General features: G+C 71.9%; 11 protein-coding genes. 5 read left to right on the forward strand and 6 right to left on the reverse strand.

Translation table 11 applies throughout. The features are described 5' to 3' along the window. The first annotated feature begins 12 nt into the window (after positions 1–12). On the forward strand, positions 13–3,345 hold the full coding sequence (locus ACIQ7M_RS21475) for a tetratricopeptide repeat protein (RefSeq protein WP_403646570.1): 3,333 nt from the start codon (positions 13–15) through the stop codon (positions 3,343–3,345). A gap of 116 nt (positions 3,346–3,461) precedes the next feature. Further along, positions 3,462–4,577 carry an ADP-ribosylglycohydrolase family protein gene (locus ACIQ7M_RS21480; protein WP_403646573.1) on the forward strand — a complete coding sequence of 372 codons (1,116 nt, stop codon included), beginning with the start codon at positions 3,462–3,464 and terminating at the stop codon, positions 4,575–4,577. Between the two features lie 5 nt (positions 4,578–4,582). Here the strand turns inward: ACIQ7M_RS21480 and ACIQ7M_RS21485 are convergent, their stop codons facing one another. Beyond that, entirely contained in the window at positions 4,583–6,160 is a 1,578-nt protein-coding gene (locus ACIQ7M_RS21485) for a sodium:solute symporter family protein (protein ID WP_403646575.1), read from the reverse strand. 356 nt (positions 6,161–6,516) lie between these two features. Then, positions 6,517–7,302, reverse strand: a complete 786-nt coding sequence (locus ACIQ7M_RS21490; RefSeq protein WP_403646578.1) for an SDR family oxidoreductase — start codon at positions 7,300–7,302, stop codon at positions 6,517–6,519. Positions 7,303–7,408: 106 nt separating this feature from the next. On the opposite strand from ACIQ7M_RS21490, the gene ACIQ7M_RS21495 reads away from it, so the two are divergent. Then, positions 7,409–8,248: a hypothetical protein gene (locus ACIQ7M_RS21495; protein ID WP_355759544.1), complete on the forward strand. Its 840-nt coding sequence runs from the start codon at positions 7,409–7,411 to the stop codon at positions 8,246–8,248. 85 nt (positions 8,249–8,333) lie between these two features. On the opposite strand, the gene ACIQ7M_RS21500 is transcribed toward ACIQ7M_RS21495, so the two are convergent. The 3 genes from ACIQ7M_RS21500 to ACIQ7M_RS21510 all read right to left on the reverse strand — a co-directional run bounded on the left by ACIQ7M_RS21500 (position 8,334) and on the right by ACIQ7M_RS21510 (position 10,866). Continuing rightward, positions 8,334–8,543, reverse strand: coding sequence for a DUF397 domain-containing protein (locus ACIQ7M_RS21500; protein WP_355759542.1), 210 nt, complete (start codon positions 8,541–8,543; stop codon positions 8,334–8,336). Between the two features lie 281 nt (positions 8,544–8,824). Beyond that, positions 8,825–9,682: a helix-turn-helix transcriptional regulator gene (locus ACIQ7M_RS21505; protein WP_355759540.1), complete on the reverse strand. Its 858-nt coding sequence runs from the start codon at positions 9,680–9,682 to the stop codon at positions 8,825–8,827. 428 nt (positions 9,683–10,110) lie between these two features. After that, positions 10,111–10,866, reverse strand: coding sequence for a GPP34 family phosphoprotein (locus tag ACIQ7M_RS21510; protein ID WP_355759538.1), 756 nt, complete (start codon positions 10,864–10,866; stop codon positions 10,111–10,113). Between the two features lie 222 nt (positions 10,867–11,088). Here ACIQ7M_RS21510 and ACIQ7M_RS21515 point away from each other — a divergent pair, with 222 nt between their 5' ends. Then, positions 11,089–14,031 carry a D-alanyl-D-alanine carboxypeptidase gene (locus ACIQ7M_RS21515; RefSeq protein ID WP_403646583.1) on the forward strand — a complete coding sequence of 981 codons (2,943 nt, stop codon included), beginning with the start codon at positions 11,089–11,091 and terminating at the stop codon, positions 14,029–14,031. Between the two features lie 203 nt (positions 14,032–14,234). Further along, on the forward strand, positions 14,235–16,298 hold the full coding sequence (locus ACIQ7M_RS21520; RefSeq protein WP_403646586.1) for an MFS transporter: 2,064 nt from the start codon (positions 14,235–14,237) through the stop codon (positions 16,296–16,298). Positions 16,299–16,350: 52 nt separating this feature from the next. On the opposite strand, the gene ACIQ7M_RS21525 is transcribed toward ACIQ7M_RS21520, so the two are convergent. Next, complete coding sequence (locus tag ACIQ7M_RS21525) at positions 16,351–17,286, reverse strand: alpha/beta fold hydrolase (RefSeq protein WP_403646589.1); 936 nt, start codon at positions 17,284–17,286, stop codon at positions 16,351–16,353. Between the last annotated feature and the right edge of the window lie 38 nt (positions 17,287–17,324).

The raw sequence follows: 17,324 nt of genomic DNA on the forward strand, positions 1-17,324 counted from the left end.
GGGGGCGGGGCGATGGCGCGGGCGCGGCCGTCGATGCAGGAGCTGATCGAGGGGCGACGACGGCACGGGTTCGTCGGACGAGGCACCGAACGCGCCCTTTTCCGCGCCAACTTCGAGCTGCCCCCGGAGGACGAGCGGCACCGGTTCCTGTTCCATGTGCACGGCGACGCGGGCGTCGGGAAGTCGTTCCTCGTCCGTGAGATGGAGCAATTGGCCGCTGAGCACGGGGCGTTGACGGCCTACGTCGACGAGAACGTCACCGGGCTGCCCGAGGCGATGGAGGCGATGAGCCGTCAGTTCGCCGCACAGGGGCACCGGTTCAAGGAGCTCGACCGCCTGCTGACGGCTTACCACGAGCGGCGTCACGAGGCGCAGAGCGCCGTCCTCGCCCCGCAGGAGGCGGAGCGGCCCGGCCCCTCGGCGGCCGGCCTGACAGTGGCGCGGGCCGGACTGCTGGGGCTCGGGATGGTGCCGGGCGTCGGCGCCCTCGCCGGGATCATGGACCCCGCCCAACTGGCCCAGGGCGCCGACCGGCTGCACGCCAGGGTCAGCGCCCGGCTGCGCAGCCAGGAGGACGTACGGCTGGTCCTCGCGCCGCAGGCCGTGCTCACCCCGGTCCTCGTCGCGGAGCTCTCCGAGGCGGCCCCGGCCGTGCCGTGGATCGTCCTGTTCCTCGACACGTACGAGCGGACCGGCCCCTTCCTCGACGGCTGGCTCCACACGATGATGACCACCCGTGAGTACGGCGCCCTGCCCGCCACGGTCGTCGTGGTGACCGCCGGACAGCGTCCCCTCGACACCGCCCGCTGGGGCGGCTTCGGCGACTTCGTCACCGACCTGCCCCTCGGACCGTTCACGGAGACCGAGGCACGGGGGCTCCTCGCCGGCAAGGGCGTCGTCTCGGAGCCGGTGGTCGCCGAGGTCCTGCGGCTCACCGGCGGACTTCCCCTGCTGGTCTCGACCCTGGCCGAGCAGCGCCCCGCGGATCCCGAGGACGTCGGAGATCCCTCGGCCACGGCCGTCGAACGCTTCCTGAAGTGGGAACCGGATCCGCTGCGCCGGGCGGTGGCGCTCGCGGGCGCCCTGCCCCGGAGCCTGGACCTGGACGTGTTCCGGGCGGCCGTCGAGCACACGGACGAGGAGCACGTGGACGAGGGGAGCGGCGCGCTGTTCGACTGGCTGCGCGCGCTGCCCTTCGTGGACGGCCGCGGCGACCGGGTCCGCTATCACGACCTCGTCCGCGAGGCGATGCTCCGCCTCCAGCGCCGCCACTCCCCGCGCGGCTGGACCGAGCGCCACGGGCGGCTCGCGGAGTTCTTCCGCCGGTGGCGCGACGAGGCGGGGAGGGGGCTGGCGGATCCCGACGAGGTGTGGCGGCACGAACCGTGGCTGCGGCTTCGTGTCGAGGAGTCCTACCACCGGCTGTGCGCCCGCCCCGTCGCCGCGCTGGGCGACGCGCTGCACACCATGGTCGAGGCCTGCCGCGCCGACCAGGTCGCCGGGCGCACCTGGGCCAGGATGCTCCAGGAGGCCGGCGACGCGGCCGGGGCCCCGGTCCCGGGCGAGCTGGGCAGGTCGCTGACCGAGGCCCTCGCCGACGACGAGGACGGGGTCGGCCGGGCGATGGAACTGCTGCTCGCCCGCCCCGAACTCCAGGGTCCGGCACGGGCCCTGGCCCACGGGGTGCGGGCCAGGGAACTGCGGATCGCCGGGGAGTACGCACGGGCCCTGACCGAGTACGACAGGGCGCTGGAACTCGATCCGGACGAGGCACGGGTGCACTACGGCCACGGCCTCACCCACCAGTCGCTGGGCGACTACCCCGCGGCGCTCGCGGCCTTCGACCGCGCGGACGAACTGCGGCCCGGCACGGCCTGGATCATCGCCGAGCGCGCGGAGACCCACCGCATGGCCGGCCGCGCGGAGGAAGCGGCGGCCGACTTCGACCGGGCCGTCGCCCTGGACCCGACGAACGCCGACGCGGTGGCCACCAGGGCGGTGTGCCGGCACGCCCTCGGCCGGTTCGAGGAGGCCGCCGCGGACTTCGACCGGGCGCTGAGCATCGACGGGGACTTCCTGTGGCCGCTCGTGCGCAGAGCCCGGCTGCGCCGGGACACGGACGACTGGGAGAAGGCGTTCGCCGATCTGGACCGGGCGGCCCGCCTGGAACCCGAGAACGCCTGGGTCGCGTCGGAACGGGGCGACACCTACCGGCTCGCGGGCCGCTTCGAGGAGGCCGTCGCCGAACTCGGCCGAGCCGTCACCCTGGAGCCCGACCATGCCTCGGCCCTGGCGGGCCGCGGGGTGTCGCACCACGAACTGGGCCACGGAGCGGAGGCACTGGCCGACCTCGACCGCGCCGTCGAACTGGCCCCGGAGTACTCCTGGGCGCTGGTGATGCGGGCGCGGGCGAGGCGCCGCCTCGGGGACCTGCCCGGCGCGTACGAGGACCTGCGGCGCGCGCTCGCGGCGGACCCGGACGCCGACTGGATCGAGATCGAGCTCGGCAACACCCACTACCTGGAGGACCGGCACCAGGAGGCGATGGCCGTCTTCCGGGACCTCCTGGAACGGGACCCGCGCAACGCCTCGGCGATGGGCTGCCTGGGGGCGGTCCACCGCGATCTCGGAGAGCACGCGGAGGCGTTGGTCTGGCTGGACCGGGCCCTCGCGGCCGACCCGGACTACGTCTACGCCCGCAAGCAGCGGGCCTGCGTCTTCCGGGCGACCGGCCGGACGGAGCGGGCGCTGGCCGACTGGGAGCGGCTGATCGCCCTGGGCGGGGACGCGGCCACGGCACGCCACGAGATCGTGGAGCTGCTGATCCACTCCGGCCGGTGGGAGGAGGCGGCGGCCCGGCTGGCCGAGGACCCGGCGCCGGGCCCGGACGACGACCTCGTCCCGGACCGCGACCAGCTCCACGTCGAGGTCTTCCGGCACACGGGCCGGTGGGAGGAGGCCAGGGACCTCGCCGAGCGGCTGCGCGGGGAGGCCCCGCTGTCGGGCACCTACGAGCTGGCGATGACGGAGCGGCGCTTCCGGGGCCGGGCGGCCGCGGAGCCCTGGTGGCGGGAGCTGGCACGGCTGCTGGACACGGAGGCGGAGGACGGGCTCCGCGCGTCGGGCCGGTGCATCGTCGGCTGGGCCCTCGCGGACTGGGCCGCCGCCGACCGGGAACTGACCGGTCTCCTGGCCCTGGAACCCGGCTGGGACGAGCTGGCGAACCTCGTGGACGCCCTCGCCGAACTCCTGCGCTGCCCCGACGCCGAGACCGCCGAGCTGACCCCACGCCTCACGGCGGTCACCGCGGCCCGGGACGCCGTCCGGGAGCGCCACACCGGCTGATCACGCCCGTCGTGGATCCGACCGGGCCTTTATGGATCCGTGGCCTCAACCGACCGTTCACGTTCGATTACAGTGCTTTGCTGTCGGACGTAGGGACGGTGCCTCAGGAGGTCTCGGTGGGTACGACAGCCGGTGCCGTCTGGGGCCGTGGGGAGCAGCAGGACTTCCGGAGCCGGGTCCGCGGGACACTGCTGGGCGCCGCCGTCGGCGACGCGCTGGGCGCCCCGGTCGACCGGCTCTCGCTGGAGGCGATCCTGGAGACGTACGGGGCGGAGGGCCTCATCGGTCCCGCTCCCGCGTACGGGCGGCGCGGAGCCGTCACCCACCTCACCCAGCTCACCCTGTTCGGCGTCGACGGACTCGTCCGCGCCCAGGTGCGCCGTGACACCGGCGCCTGGCATCCGCCCTCCGACCTGCACCGCGCCTACCGCCGCTGGGCGGCCACCCAGACCGACTGGGGGCCCGACGAACGCCGCAAGGACGACGGCTGGCTGGCCCGCGAGGAGTGGCTCTATGCCCGCCGCGACCCCTCCAAGGCCTGTCTCCTCGGCCTCGCCGACGAGATCATGGGGACGCTGGACGCCCCCAAGAACCCCGGCGAGCAGGGTCCCGAGGCCGCCGGCCGTTCCGCGCCGTTCGGGCTGCTCGTCGGCTGGGAGCCGCAGCTCGTGATGCAGCTCGCCGTCGAGTGCTCCGCGCACACCCACGGCCACCCCTCGGCGTACCTGACGGCGGGGGCGTACGCCGTGATCGTGCACGCGCTCGCCCGCGGCGAGAACCTCGACGCGGCCGTGCAGCAGGCCCTCGCGCTGCTCGCGGCCCGGCCCGGGCACCAGCCGGTCGCCGCCGCGCTCCAGCACGCGCTGGGCGCCGTACGGCAGGGCATGCCCTCTCCCGAGCGGGTCCAGGAGCTCGCCGTGAGCGGCATCTCCGAGGGGCCGCTCGCCGCCGCGGTGTACTGCGTGCTGGTCGGCGAGGACGTCCGGCACGGCCTGTGCCTCTCGGTGAACCACGGCGGGCCCTCCGCCGTCACCGGCGCCCTCACGGGGGGTCTGCTGGGCGCCCTGCACGGCGAGACGGCCCTCCCGCCGGCCTGGCTGGCCGAACTGGAGGGCCGTCCCACGGTGCTGGTCCTCGCGGACGACTTCGCGATGGAGATGACCCAGGGGCCCGCGCTGCACGGCCCCGCCGGATCGTCCCCGGGCTGGCTCGCCCGCTACCCCCGAGCCTGAGCGGTCTACTCCTTCGCCGGCGTGGCGACCGCGCCGTCCGCCGCGCCCGCACCCGCCGGTGCCGGGATCGCCGCCGCGGCCGAGCCGTCGTCGTCCGTGTTGATCAGCTCGATGACGGCGTCCCGCTCCGGGGTGTCCTCGGGCCGCAGGAAGCCGATGAGGATGTACAGGACGAGGGAGATGGCCATCGGGAGGGCGACCTGGTACTCCAGCTTCACGTCCGTGCGCTGCGAGAAGTCCAGGTGGTAGTTGACGAGGAAGAAGGCGAGCAGACCGCACGCCCAGCTCGTCAGGGCCGCCGTCGGTCCCGACCTGCGGAACGGCCGCAGCAGACCGAGGATGAACGGGATCGCGATCGGCCCCATCAGACCCGCCACCCACTTGATGACGACGGTGATGATGTCCTTGAACGCGGGGGAGTTGACCTGGGTCGCCACGGCCATGGACAGACCGAGGAAGGCGACGGTGGTCACGCGGCCCGCGATGAGCCCCGCCCGGGTGTCCCAGGCGCGCGCGGCCCGGGAGAACACCGGCATGACGTCCCGGGTGAAGACGGCCGAGATGGCGTTCGCGTCCGAGGAGCACATGGCCATCGTGTGCGAGAAGAACCCGACGACGACCAGGCCCAGCAGCCCGTGCGGCAGGAGCTGTTCGGTCATCAGACCGTACGCGTCCGAGCCGTCCGGCTTCTGCGCGGTGACCAGGAGCGGCGAGAGCCACATCGGGATGAACAGGATCACCGGCCACACGAACCACAGACCGGCGGACAGGAACGCGGACCGCGTGGCCTGCTTGGCGTCGCCGGTGGCCATGTAGCGCTGGGCCTGGTTCCACATGCCGCCGTTGTACTCGAAGAGCTTGATGAACAGGTACGCGATGAAGAACACCGTCAGGTACGGGCCCGCGAACCCGTCCCCGTGGCCGTGCAGCTTCGGCGAGTCCAGCGCCTTGGAGAGCCCGCCCCGGTCGGAGATCTTGTTCAGCACGATGACCAGCATCGACAGACCGGCCAGCAACTGGATGACGAACTGGCCGAGTTCGGTCAGCGCGTCCGCCCACAGACCGCCGATCGTGCAGTACACGGCCGTGATGCCGCCGGTGATGATGATGCCCTGGGTGAGCGAGACGCCGGTGAAGACGCTGAGCAGGGTGGCGATGGCCGCCCACTTCGCGCCGACGTCCACGATCTTCAGCAGGATGCCGGACCACGCCAGCGCCTGCTGGGTCTGCACGTTGTAACGGTCCTTGAGGTATTCGAGGGGTGAGGCGACGTGCAGTCGTGAGCGCAGCCGGTTGAGCCGGGGCGCGAAGGCCTTGGCTCCGATGGCGACGCCGATGGCGATGGGCAGCGCCCAGGTGACGTACGAGGTGATGCCGTAGGTGTACGCGATGCCGGCGTAGCCGGTGAACATCACCGCGCTGTAGCCCGACATGTGGTGCGAGATGCCGGACAGCCACCACGGCATCTTGCCGCCCGCGGTGAAGAAGTCGCTGACATCGTCCACACGCTTGTGGGACCAGACGCCGATCGCGGTCATCACGCCGAAGTACGCGACCAGGACGGCCCAGTCGAGACCGTTCATGTGCCCCCTCCAGGGGTCCGCCTTGTGAACTTGCAGATACCGGACGGCACTTCGCCGGTAGGTGCATGGGCGGGCGCCCCGTGCGGGAGCGGGGACTTCGGGGATTGAACCGCCGTTCGGAGGGAGCGGTCAAGACCCTTCACGGTCACAGATATGAACGCAGATCAGAAAGCAGAACGATTTTGCCTCCACTTTACCCACCGGGCTGTTGTCGTGTTCGTGACGGGGGCCACACCATGAGCGGGCACTTCGTCGGACCCACAACAGCAACAGCAACAGCAACAGTGATGACAAGTCGACAGCCGTACGGGATGCGGGTCCCGTGCGCCTGGGAGAGGGGTCGCCGGCCGTATCGGTCACCGCATGAGTTCGCCCGCGTTCACGAGCAGCGACTGCCCCGTGATCGCCCGCGCCCGGTCGGAGGCCAGGAACACCGCGGCGTCCGCGACGTCCCCGTCCGTGGCCAGCTCGGGCAGGGCCATCCGCTCGGTGAGCCGCTTCAGGACGTCCGCCTCGGGCACCTGCTCGGTGTAGGCCGTGAACTGCACGTACGCCTCGACCGGCGGGCCCCACATCCAGCCGGGCAGCACGGTGTTGACCCGTATCCGGTGCGGGCCGAGCTCGCGCGCCAGGGAGTACATCGCGCTCGTCAGCGCGCCCTTCGAGGCCGCGTACGCCGCCTGCCGCACCTGGCTCGGCGCGGCGACCGACGACTGCGTCCCGATGACGACGACCGAACCGCCGCGCTCCTTCAGCGCGGGCAGGCAGGCGCGGGTCATCCGCAGCGTGCCGAGCAGGTTCACGTCGATGACCGACTGCCAGGTCGTGAAGTCGGCGTCCTCCAGACCGCCGAAGTAGCTGTCCCAGGCGGCGACATGGACCACCGCGTCGATCCGCCCGAAGCGCTCGGCCGCGAGTGCCGCGAGCGCGTCGCACTGCCCCTCGTCGGTGATGTCCGTCGCGCGGAACGCCGTGTGCGTGCCGTCCGGGTCCAGTTCGGCCGCCGACTTGGCGAGATTGGCCTCGGTGCGGGCCCCGAGCACGGCGTTGCCCCCGTCGCGGACCACGGCCGCCGCGACCTGATGGCCGAGCCCGGCCCCGACGCCCGACACCACGACGGTCCTGCCGGTGAGCAAAGACATCCGGGGCCTCCTCGGCTCTGGCGCATTGTCTGACGGGGCGTCAGAGTATGGGCGTCCGGCGGAGGAAGGAAGTCCCGCGCACGTTCCACCGAGGAAGGGGTTCGTCATGCCGGAGGAGACCCGCAGCGAGACCTACGCGGAACTGGCCGCCCTCGGCCCGTACGGCGTCCGTCCGGGCCACGCCCTGATCACCCTGGTCGAACCGCACCAGGGCCACGAGTACGCCTACAACCGCTGGTACGAGGACGACCACTACTACGCGGGCGCGATGGCCATGCCCTGGATGTACGCGGGACGCCGCTGGGTGGCCACCCGCGACCTCCAGCTCCTGCGCTACCCCGAGAAGTCGGCGGTCGCCCAGCCGGTCACCGCGGGCTGCTACATCTCCACCTACTGGGTCACCGAGGGCCGCTACGACGACCACATGAAGTGGACCGTCGGCATCAACAAGCGGCTGAACCGCGACGGGCGCGTCTACCAGGACCGCACACACGTCTTCACGGCCTTCCAGGACCACGAGGCCACCGTCTACCGCGACGGCGCCGCGGGCCCCCGCGACTTCCACGCCCTCGACCACCCCTACGCGGGCCTCGTGGTCGAGGTCGTCGACGCCGAATCCGCCGGGCAGCGGGCGGAGCTGCTGGAGTGGCTGCGCTCCCGCCATCTGCCCCGGCGGCTGGCGGGCTCACCCGCGGCCCTCGTCACCGTCTTCCGGCCGACTCCGCTCCCGGGCGACCGGATGACCTATGTCAAGCAGGTCGAGGGCGTGGACACCCGGCTGACCCTGCTGTGGTTCCTTCAGGAGGACCCACGCGACTGCTGGGAGGCGCACTTCACGGGCCTGGACGAGGCCGTGGCCGAATCAGGTCTGGGCCGCGTGGAGCTGGTGGCACCGTTCATCCCCACGATCCCGGGAACGGACACCTACGTGGACCGGCTTCGCTGACGCGCACCTGCCCTCTCGGCCAGGACGGCGGGCCGGACGAGAGGGCTCTGCGGTGGAGCGTGTGAGGTTGTCCCGGCCACAGGGGTCAGACGAGGCCGGACGCTCCGCGGCTCACCTCGGTGACGAAGGCGTTCCAGGCGTCCGCGGGAAAGGCGAGCGTGGGGCCGGCGATGACCTTGGAGTCCCGGACCGCCATGGCCGAGAGAACCGGGGACTTGACCTCGACGCAGGCGCCGTTGCCGGTGGAGTAGGAAGACTTGGTCCAGGTGTCGAGGGCGCCCTGCTGAATTGCCATGATCGCTCCAGAAAGCTGTCGTTCGTCGATGAGTTGCCGCCACGAAGCCGTCGGCGCGCTGTCACCGGACCGCGGATCCGTCAGGAGTCCAGCGGTCCGGATTGCGCCAACGTTGTTGCTCGATGGCGTGATCGACGCTACTCGCCAACATCGGCTGACGAAGCGACTATTCACTCGACTGGATGGCATATTCCATGGGGGTCTTCCGCATCCGGGCGGCGACAGTGTAGAGTCCGGCCGCTCATCGGCGGGGGCGCCCTCGGAGGCCGCCCCCGCGCCGATCAGCGCGCGTAGTCCTTCGCGAGGTCGGCGATGAACTGCCGTGACTGCTCCACGTTCAGGGCCTGGGCCCGCAGGTGCTCGTACATCACGCTGTACTTCTGGACGTCGTTCGCCTTCTCCAGGTACAGGTCGCTGGTCACGCCCTCGATGTAGACGACGCTGGAGTCGGCCGCGTCGGGGAACTCCAGGATCGCGTACTGGCCGTTCAGGCCCGGGTGCGCGCCCATGTCGAAGGGGATCACCTGGACGGTGACGTGCGGCAGTTGGGACTGCTCCACGAGGTATTCGAGCTGCTCGCGCATGAGCGAGCGGTTGCCGACGGCGCGGCGCAGGGCCGACTCGTCGAGGACGGTCCACAGGCGCAGCGGGTTGTCGGGGGCGGAGATTCGTTCCTGCCGCTTCATCCGCACCTGGACGCGCTTGTCGATGTCGGCCGGCGCGGTCTCCGGCAGGGCCCCCGCGATCAGGGCCTCGGCGTACTGCCGGGTCTGCAACAGGCCCGGGACGACCTGCGGGTCGTACACGCGCAGGCTCGCGGCGTCGGTCTCCAGACCGATGTAGACGCTGTACGGGATGTCGCCGAAGGAGTGCCACCAGCCCTGCTGGCGCGAGTCCTTGGCCATCTGCATCAGCGAGTCGACGATCCGGTGGTCCTCGACCTCGTAGACTCCGCACAGATCGCGGACGTCGCGCTGGCTGATACTGCGCCTGCCGTTCTCCAGCCGGCTGATCTTCGACTGGGACACCAGCAGGCGCTCGGCGACCTCTTCGGCCGTCATGCCCTTGAGTTCGCGGAGCCGCCGAAGCTCCTGGCCCAGCCGGCGCCGCCGGACGGTGGGATTCACACTTGACGCCACGGGACGTGCACCTCCGGCTGCGGGCCTGTACTTTGCGTATCTGCTGTTGAGCAGATTGCCACCAAGGTGCTTTCTACCGCTGGGAAACGGCGTATATGCGCCTGGTGGGCGCAAGTTCGCAGATTCGGCGTGTATACGCGTCCCCGCGCCATGGCCGGCAGCCCTGCCGAACTCCACTGACGGGACGGCGAGATCGCGCCTGACCCCGGAGGCGGGCTTCCCCTCGGATGCGGTCGCGCGGGGCGCTGGGACCGTGTCGTCGTCCGGACGTACGGTCCCAGCCACCCCGCGCGAGCCGGCGGCTCCCGAACCGGATCATGGGGACTGCGGTGCGGCGCTGGTGTCTTGCGGCGGTGCGGGCGGTGCGGGTGCTGTGTGCCGCCGATGGTGCCGGCGGTGCGGGACGCGGGCCGTCGTGGGCCCGCGGCTCAGTGCGCCACGGCGCGCGCCATCGAACCATGGCGCGGTTGCATCGGAACCCCGCGTGCGGGCTCCGGTGCGGACCTGACACCGGCGGTGGCCGGACGGCCGACCGGTGCCGGGTTGCGGCGAGGCTGTGCGGCCACACCGCTCTGAACGTCCATCACGGCGTGCGCCACGAGGCCGCCCATGGGGTCGTGCCTGATCAGATCCCGCAGCCGGGAGCGGGACGAGCGTCCCTCGTTCCCCGGATACAGGTGCTTGCCGAGACCGACCGCGTGGGCCAGCGCGGCGAGCGCCGCGGTCCGCGGGTCCGGCGGTACGCCGGTGCGGATCGCGTTGTCCAGCCGGGTTCGGATCTCCCGGCTGATCTCCGTGTCCGTCGCTTGGTAGCGAGTCGTCGGAAGGACCCCGCACATCTGGCCGGCCACGGCATGGACCATGCCGCACCTCTCCAGATGCGAGAGGTAGGTCTGGCGGAGCCCCAGGCGGGGTCCGCCGATCCAGTTGACCGCGCGTACGGGTGCTCCGCGTCGGCGAAGGAGTTCCAACGCACAGTCCAGTGTTGGATCTCCGGTCGGCCGTGGCACCACCACGGCGATACGATCCCCGTCTGGGGCTATCCGTCCGGCCAGCGCCAGCTCCACTAGCTGTGCTCCGGCCAGACCGAGGTCGAGCGACTGCGGCTGCGCGGTGGTACCCGTGGCCGGGTCCAACGCCAGCAGCAGAAGCTCCTCCGGAATTGTTCTGCGGCTCTTGCCCATCCATGCCTCCCCGCGTGGATGAATGACAGGGTGACCCCTCTCACATTGGTCTGTCGAGAGCACGTGACCGGAATATGAGGGAACCGGCAGGTATGTCGTTCTCGTCTACCGCAAGGGTCGAGCCCTGGCACAGGACACTGATACTTGGTTCGGGCAGCGGTGTCCGGGCGGCGGTTCAAGGGTTTGACGGTTCGTTTTCGGCGCGCGGAGGGCGCGCGCCGCATGGAGGAGGCATCGGTGGCGGGCGAGTCCCCCGACAGGTCGAAGCAGCACGAGTCGTCGGCGTCGTCGGCAGAAGCGACGCCGGTGAGCCCGGCGCCGGTTCCGAGTCCGGCGCGGGCGGGCGCGCCGGCGTCGACGTCGACCCAGAGCTCGGCTCCGGCCGACCCCCGGATGGCGATGGCCCGTGAGCGGGCCGCCACGGTACGGGTGGATCAGGCGACGGCCGTGTTCTCGACGAAGGCGCTCTCGGGTGAGACCGCCCGCACGGCGGACGCTCCCGTCACGACGGAGCCGGAACGGGTCTCCGACTCCGCCGACGGCGAAGCCGTGGACGGGGGCAAGAACGCCGAGGGCGACACCCGGCTGCGCGCGGCGGTGGCCGCGTGGGTCGCCGGAGGGGACGAGCCCGCCCCGGCGGACACGACCGGCTCCGGGGACGACGACGGCCCCGACGAGGCCACGGCCTCCGACGGTGACGGCGACGAGACGGACACGGACGGCGCGGTCGCGGACGCGGACCACGCGGAGCCGGCCGGCGATGCCGAGGGTGACGACGCCGAGGCGGAGCCCGCCGATGAGCCGGGCGAGCCCGTGGACCCCGCGAGGGCCGCGAACACGTCCGAGGCGTCCGAGGCGTCCGACGCGGCGTCCGGCACGGACGAGGAGGCCGCCGAACCCACCGCCGGCCCCGACCGTGACATCGACGGAGCCACCGACGAGGAGCCCGAGTCCGGCCGGAAGCCGGAAGCCGGGCCGGAAGCCGCCTCCGACGAGGCCTCCGCCGACGATGAGGACGAGCCCGCCTCCGCGTCCGCCGCCGAGGACGAGCCCGCCTCCGCGTCCGACGACGAGCGCGACGCCGAACCCGAGGACGAGCGCGACACCGCGCCCGAGGACCGGCACGACGACGGCGACGACGACTCCTCCGACGAGCCCTCGGACGCCCCGGCCGACGCGATCCCGGACACGGTGTCCGACGAGCCCTCGGACGCGGTGCCGGACACGAGCACGGACCCGGAGGCCGGCGAGGACGCGGACCCGGAGACCCGCGAGGACTCGTCGGACACGGTGTCCGACGAGCCCTCGGACGCGGTGCCGGACACGAGCACGGACCCGGAAACCGGCGAGGACGCGGACCCGGCGACCCGCGAGGACGCGGACCCGGCGACCCGCGAGGACTCGGACGCGGAGGCCGGCAAGGGGTCCGCCGCCGCGCCTCCCGTCGATCAGCCCACCGCCGTCTTCAAGACCCCCCGGCGCCCGGCCGTGGACCAGCCCACCACCATGCTCAAGCTGGGCGACGCCACCCCGAAGCCGGCCGACGGCAAGCCCGCCGCCGGGCCGACGGACGCCCCCGCGGACAAGCCCTCCGGCAAGCCCGCCGAGCAGCCTGTCGGCGAGCCCGGCGCCAAGCCCGCCGGCACCCCCGCACGCACCAGCAAGTTCGTCCCCCTCAACCGCCTCGACGACTTCCCGCCGCCGACGCGCCCGAAGCCCGCGCCCCAGCCCTCCGCGAAGCCGGAGCGGACCGCGAAGCCCGAGCGGACCGCCGCTCCGGCCTCCACCCCCAAGCCGGCCGACAGGCCCGCGGCGGCCACCGCGGCCATTCCGCAGGTCGGCCCCGAGCGCACCACCCAGCTCCCGCTTCCGCCGAAGCCCCCGCTGGACCTGCTCGCCGAGCTGACGAACACCCCGCCGCCGCCGCAGACCCCGGTCCGCACCCTCGTGCGGCGGGTCAAGATCTGGACGCCGCTGGTTCTGCTGCTCGTGGTGATCTTTGCAGTCGCGCAGGCCTTCCGCCCGCTGCCGGCCCCGACTCTCACGCTCAGCGCCGACAGCACGTACACCTTCGGCGGCGGCACCCTCGACCTGCCCTGGCCCGGTCAGGGACAGTCCGCGATCGAGGTGGACGGTGTGGGCGTCCTCGGCACCGACGGCAAGCAGACCCCCGCGCCCACGGCGAGCGTCGCCAAGATCATGACGGCGTACGTGATCCTTCAGGAGCACCCGCTGAAGGGGAACGAGGACGGCGAGAAGATCACCGTCGACCAGCAGGCCGAGGACGAGTCGAAGCTGCCGGACGAGTCGACGGCGGCGCTGTCGAAGGGTCAGCAGTTCACCGAGCGTCAGATGCTCCAGATGCTGATGATCCCCTCGGGTAACAACGTGGCGCGGCTGCTGGCCCGCTGGGACTCCGACAGCAAGAGCTTCGTCACCAAGATGAACGCTGCGGCCAAGGACCTCGGCATGACGAACACCACGTACACGGACCCGAGCGGTCTGCAGAAGACGACGGTCAGCACGGCCACCGACCAGATCAAGCTGGCCAAGCAGGTCATGAAGAACGACGTGTTCCGCAGCATCGTCGGGATGGCCAAGGCGGACATCCCGGGGCTGGCCAACACGATCTACAACAACAACGATCTGCTGGTCAAGCAGGTGGGCGTGATCGGTCTGAAGACCGGTTCGTCGACGCCCGCGGGCGGCAACCTGGTGTGGGCCGCGACCAAGGTGGTCGACGGCAAGACCCAGACGATCTACGGCGCGGTCATGAACCAGAACGCCGGTACCGGCAAGGTCTGGGACAGCCTCCAGCTCGCGCTCGCCAACAGCCAGAAGCTGATCGACAAGGTTCAGCAGAGCCTGGTCACCGCCACGGTGGTGAAGAAGGGCCAGGTCGTCGGCTACGTGGACGACCAGCTCGGCGGCCGGACCCCGGTCGTCGCCACCAAGAACATGACCGCGATCGGCTGGCCCGGCCTGAAGACGAAGCTGAGCATCGGCCAGGGCAAGTCGGCCGTCCCGCACACCGGCAAGGCCGGCACGGTCGTCGGCGAGCTGAGGGTCGGCGACGGTTCCAGCGAGGCCGTACGGATCCCCGTCGCGCTCCAGTCGGACCTGGCCGAGCCCGGCTTCGGCGCGAAGGTGACCCGGGTCGGCTGAGCCGACACGCGCACCGATGGCGTACGCGCGCACGCATCGGTGACGTACGGCGGGGAGCGGTACCCGCACCGCACTCCGTCGGACGGCGCCCCACTCGGGGGCTGTCCGGCGGAGTGCGTGCTAGCGTCGCGCTCATCGGGGCTGCTCGCGAGCCGCGGGTCCCGGCCCAGTACGGACCAACGGGACAGCGGGAGAACCTTGCAGTGGCGACAGCGGAGCCGACACACGCCGACGACGCCGACGCGGGCCACGGAACGGGCCCGCGAATACCGCGCGTCGGCATCCAGGAAGCGGTCCGGGACGTAGTCACGGACGCGGGCGCGAACGCGCGCCCGGCCGCGGACACGGGCGCGGACACGAGCCCAGGTACGGACAGGAACGCGGACTCGGCCGCGGCAACGGGCGGTGGCGCCGCCAAGAAGCCGGACGGGAAGCCCACCGGGTCCGAGTCCACCGGGTCCGAAGCCACCGAGTCCGAAGCCACCGAGTCCGAGCCCACCGGAGATCTCGCCGACTCCGAGCCCGCCGTGACCGAGCCGGTCGCGTCGGCCGGCTTCGCGCCGCTCGGCCTTCTCCACCGTTACCCCGTCCTCGTCCTCACCGCCTTCGCCGGCGTGCTCCACATCGTGTGGTTCTTCACGTTCGCGAACAGTGGCGGTGACCTCGCGGCGCAGGACGCGTGGGCGGAGTTCGTCGGTCGGCACCCGGACTCGGCGTACAACCTCGCCTGGTACGGCGGGATGCACCCGGTCTCGTACAGCGTGGTGTCGCCGTATCTGATGTCGGTGCTCGGCGTCCGTACGACGATGATGATCGCCGGAACGCTCTCGGCCGGCCTGCTGACGCTGATCCTCGTGCGCAGCCGGGTCGTCCGGAACCCGATCGCGACCTCGTTCGCGGGCATCTTCGCGCTGGTCTGCAACGCGATCTCCGGCCGGGTGACGTACGGCCTCGGCACGGCGTTCTCGCTCGCCGCGGTCGCCGTCGTCTTCTGCTGGCCCCACCGCTGGCGCTACAAGCGCTGGGCGAAGGCCCTGTGCGCGGCGCCGCTTGCCGCGCTCGCGACGGCCGCCTCACCGGTCGCGGGACTGTTCGTGGGCCTGCTGGCCGCGGCCATGTTCCTCCAGAGGCGCCGCCCCGGTGCCTACGCCCTCGGTATCGCCCCGACGGTCGTGGTCGGGCTCTCGGCCCTGCTGTTCCCCTTCTCCGGCACCCAGCCGATGACGTTCTTCTCGGTCATCCTGCCGTTCGCTTCCGCCGCCGCCGTCTACTACGTGGTGCCCAAGGAGTGGACGACGGTACGGATCACGGCGGCGGTGTACGGCCTCGCGGTGCTCCTCGTCTGGCTGATCAGCTCCCAGATCGGCTCGAACATCACGCGCCTGTCGATGCTGTTCGCGGGAGTCGCCCTGGTCGCCGCGCTGCCCTTCACCGTGCCGAAGTCGCGGAAGTGGTACACCACCGTCATCGCCCTCAGCGTGTTCACCGGCTGGATCGGCTTCAAGACGGTCGACGACATCGTGCACACGACCCCGGCGGCGTCCTGGGCGCGCGAGCTGGCCCCGCTCGTCAACCAGCTCCAGCTCGTGGACGCCGAGAAGGGCCGTGTCGAGGTGGTCCCGGCCCGCTCGCACCGCGAGGCCTCCGCCCTCGCCCCCTACGTGAACCTGGCCCGCGGCTGGAACCGGCAGGCCGACATGGAGCGCAACCCCCTCTTCTACGACGACACGCTCAACTCCGCGAACTACCACGAGTGGCTCCAGCGCTGGGCCATCCACTACGTCGTGCTGCCCAAGGGCGAACCGGACGGCGACGGCGGCCAGCGCGAGCGGGAGCTCGTCCAGCGGGGCATGCCCTATCTGAAGCAGATCTGGGGCGACGCCAACTGGCAGCTCTTCACCGTCACCGACCCCACCCCGCTCGCCGAGCCGCACGCCGTCGTCGACCTGGCCGAGCAGGGCGAGATGACCATCGAGGTGACGAAGGCGGGCCGCGTCCTCATCCGCATCCCGTACTCGCCGTGGCTGAGCATCGTCGACGCGGACGGCAAGAGCCTGAAGGCGCCCCAGGAGACGCGGGCGTCGAAGCGCCGCACGGACGGCACCCCGAAGACGTACGAGAACCTCAACGGCTGTCTGACGCCGATGGAGGAGACGGCGGCGGGCGACACGTGGACGGAGCTGCTCGCCCCGAAGCCGGGCACCTACCGGCTCGCGGCGCCGTACCAGCTTCCTCGCGGGACACCGTGCCCGGAGGAACTGCGCTGACCCCTCCGCGACCGGGCCGGGGCCCGTCCGGCCCCGAACCGCCGGACAGGCCCTAGAACCGTTCGAACGGCCCGCAGTACGACAGGCCGGCCTCCTCCGGCCGTCCGTCGCGGAAGAAGCGGACGAGCAGATCGCAGAAGTCCTGGGGCCGCTGGAGATGGGCCAGATGGCCGCACTCCGCGATCGTGGTGAACGACGCGCCCGGCAGGTCCGCCGCCACCGAGCGGACCATGTCGGGGGTGGTCAGCGTGTCGTGCTCGCCGGTGAAGACGAGGTACGGGACGGCGGGCACGGGCGCCCGCCGGTACCACTCGTGGGCCAGCAGCCGCCGGTTCCGCTCGACCGTCACGGCGACATCGCGCGGGGTCTGCGCCGCGAACTGCTGGTACATCAGCCGGGCCAGCGCGGCGTGCTTGCGTACGGTGCGGTTGCCGGGCGGCGGGACGAAGCACCGTACGAACTCCTCGGCGGTCTCCTGGACGCGCCCCTGCTCCAGGAGCCGGACCCAGCCCACGAGCGCCTCGGCGAACCAGTCCGGAACGTGGTCCGACATCCCCTGCACCGCGATCCGGCGCAGCAGTTCCGGATACCGCTGGGCGAGCCGGAGTCCGACCGCCCCGCCGTAGCACCCCGCGTACAGGTTGACCGGACCGAGCCCGAGCCCGCGCAGCATGTGGCCCGCGCACTCGGCCAGGAAGTCGATCCCGTGCTCGGCGGGCAGGAAGTCCGCGTCGCCGAATCCGGGCAGATCCACGGTGACGAGGGTCCCGAGCTCACCGAGCCACCGCTCGTGGCGCACCCACGAGTACCGCGTCTGATCCGACCCGCCGAGCACGAGCAGCGGCTCCGTGACGGGGGAGCCGTGCCGGGCGACCCGCGCGGTGTACCCGTAGCCCTCCCACGAGAACCGGTACTCCGCCACTTCCGTGGACGTCTCGCCTCCCTGCGCGGGGGCGGGAACAGGGACCGAGGAAGCGACAGAAGGCACAGCGAACTCCCGGGAGGGGACGAGACCACCGAAACTCC

This window comes from Streptomyces sp. NPDC096324, from assembly GCF_044763015.1.
In the GTDB taxonomy this organism is placed as follows: Bacteria; Actinomycetota; Actinomycetes; order Streptomycetales; family Streptomycetaceae; genus Streptomyces.

What these genes read in the sequence shown, in the direction of transcription:
- ACIQ7M_RS21475 (WP_403646570.1), top strand. Translation starts at nt 13, where the DNA reads ATGGCGCGGGCGCGGCCGTCGATGCAGGAGCTGATCGAGGGGCGACGA.
- ACIQ7M_RS21485 (WP_403646575.1), bottom strand. Translation starts at nt 6,160, where the DNA reads ATGAACGGTCTCGACTGGGCCGTCCTGGTCGCGTACTTCGGCGTGATG.
- ACIQ7M_RS21490 (WP_403646578.1), bottom strand. Translation starts at nt 7,302, where the DNA reads ATGTCTTTGCTCACCGGCAGGACCGTCGTGGTGTCGGGCGTCGGGGCC.
- ACIQ7M_RS21495 (WP_355759544.1), top strand. Translation starts at nt 7,409, where the DNA reads ATGCCGGAGGAGACCCGCAGCGAGACCTACGCGGAACTGGCCGCCCTC.
- ACIQ7M_RS21500 (WP_355759542.1), bottom strand. Translation starts at nt 8,543, where the DNA reads ATGGCAATTCAGCAGGGCGCCCTCGACACCTGGACCAAGTCTTCCTAC.
- ACIQ7M_RS21510 (WP_355759538.1), bottom strand. Translation starts at nt 10,866, where the DNA reads ATGGGCAAGAGCCGCAGAACAATTCCGGAGGAGCTTCTGCTGCTGGCG.
- ACIQ7M_RS21515 (WP_403646583.1), top strand. Translation starts at nt 11,089, where the DNA reads ATGGAGGAGGCATCGGTGGCGGGCGAGTCCCCCGACAGGTCGAAGCAG.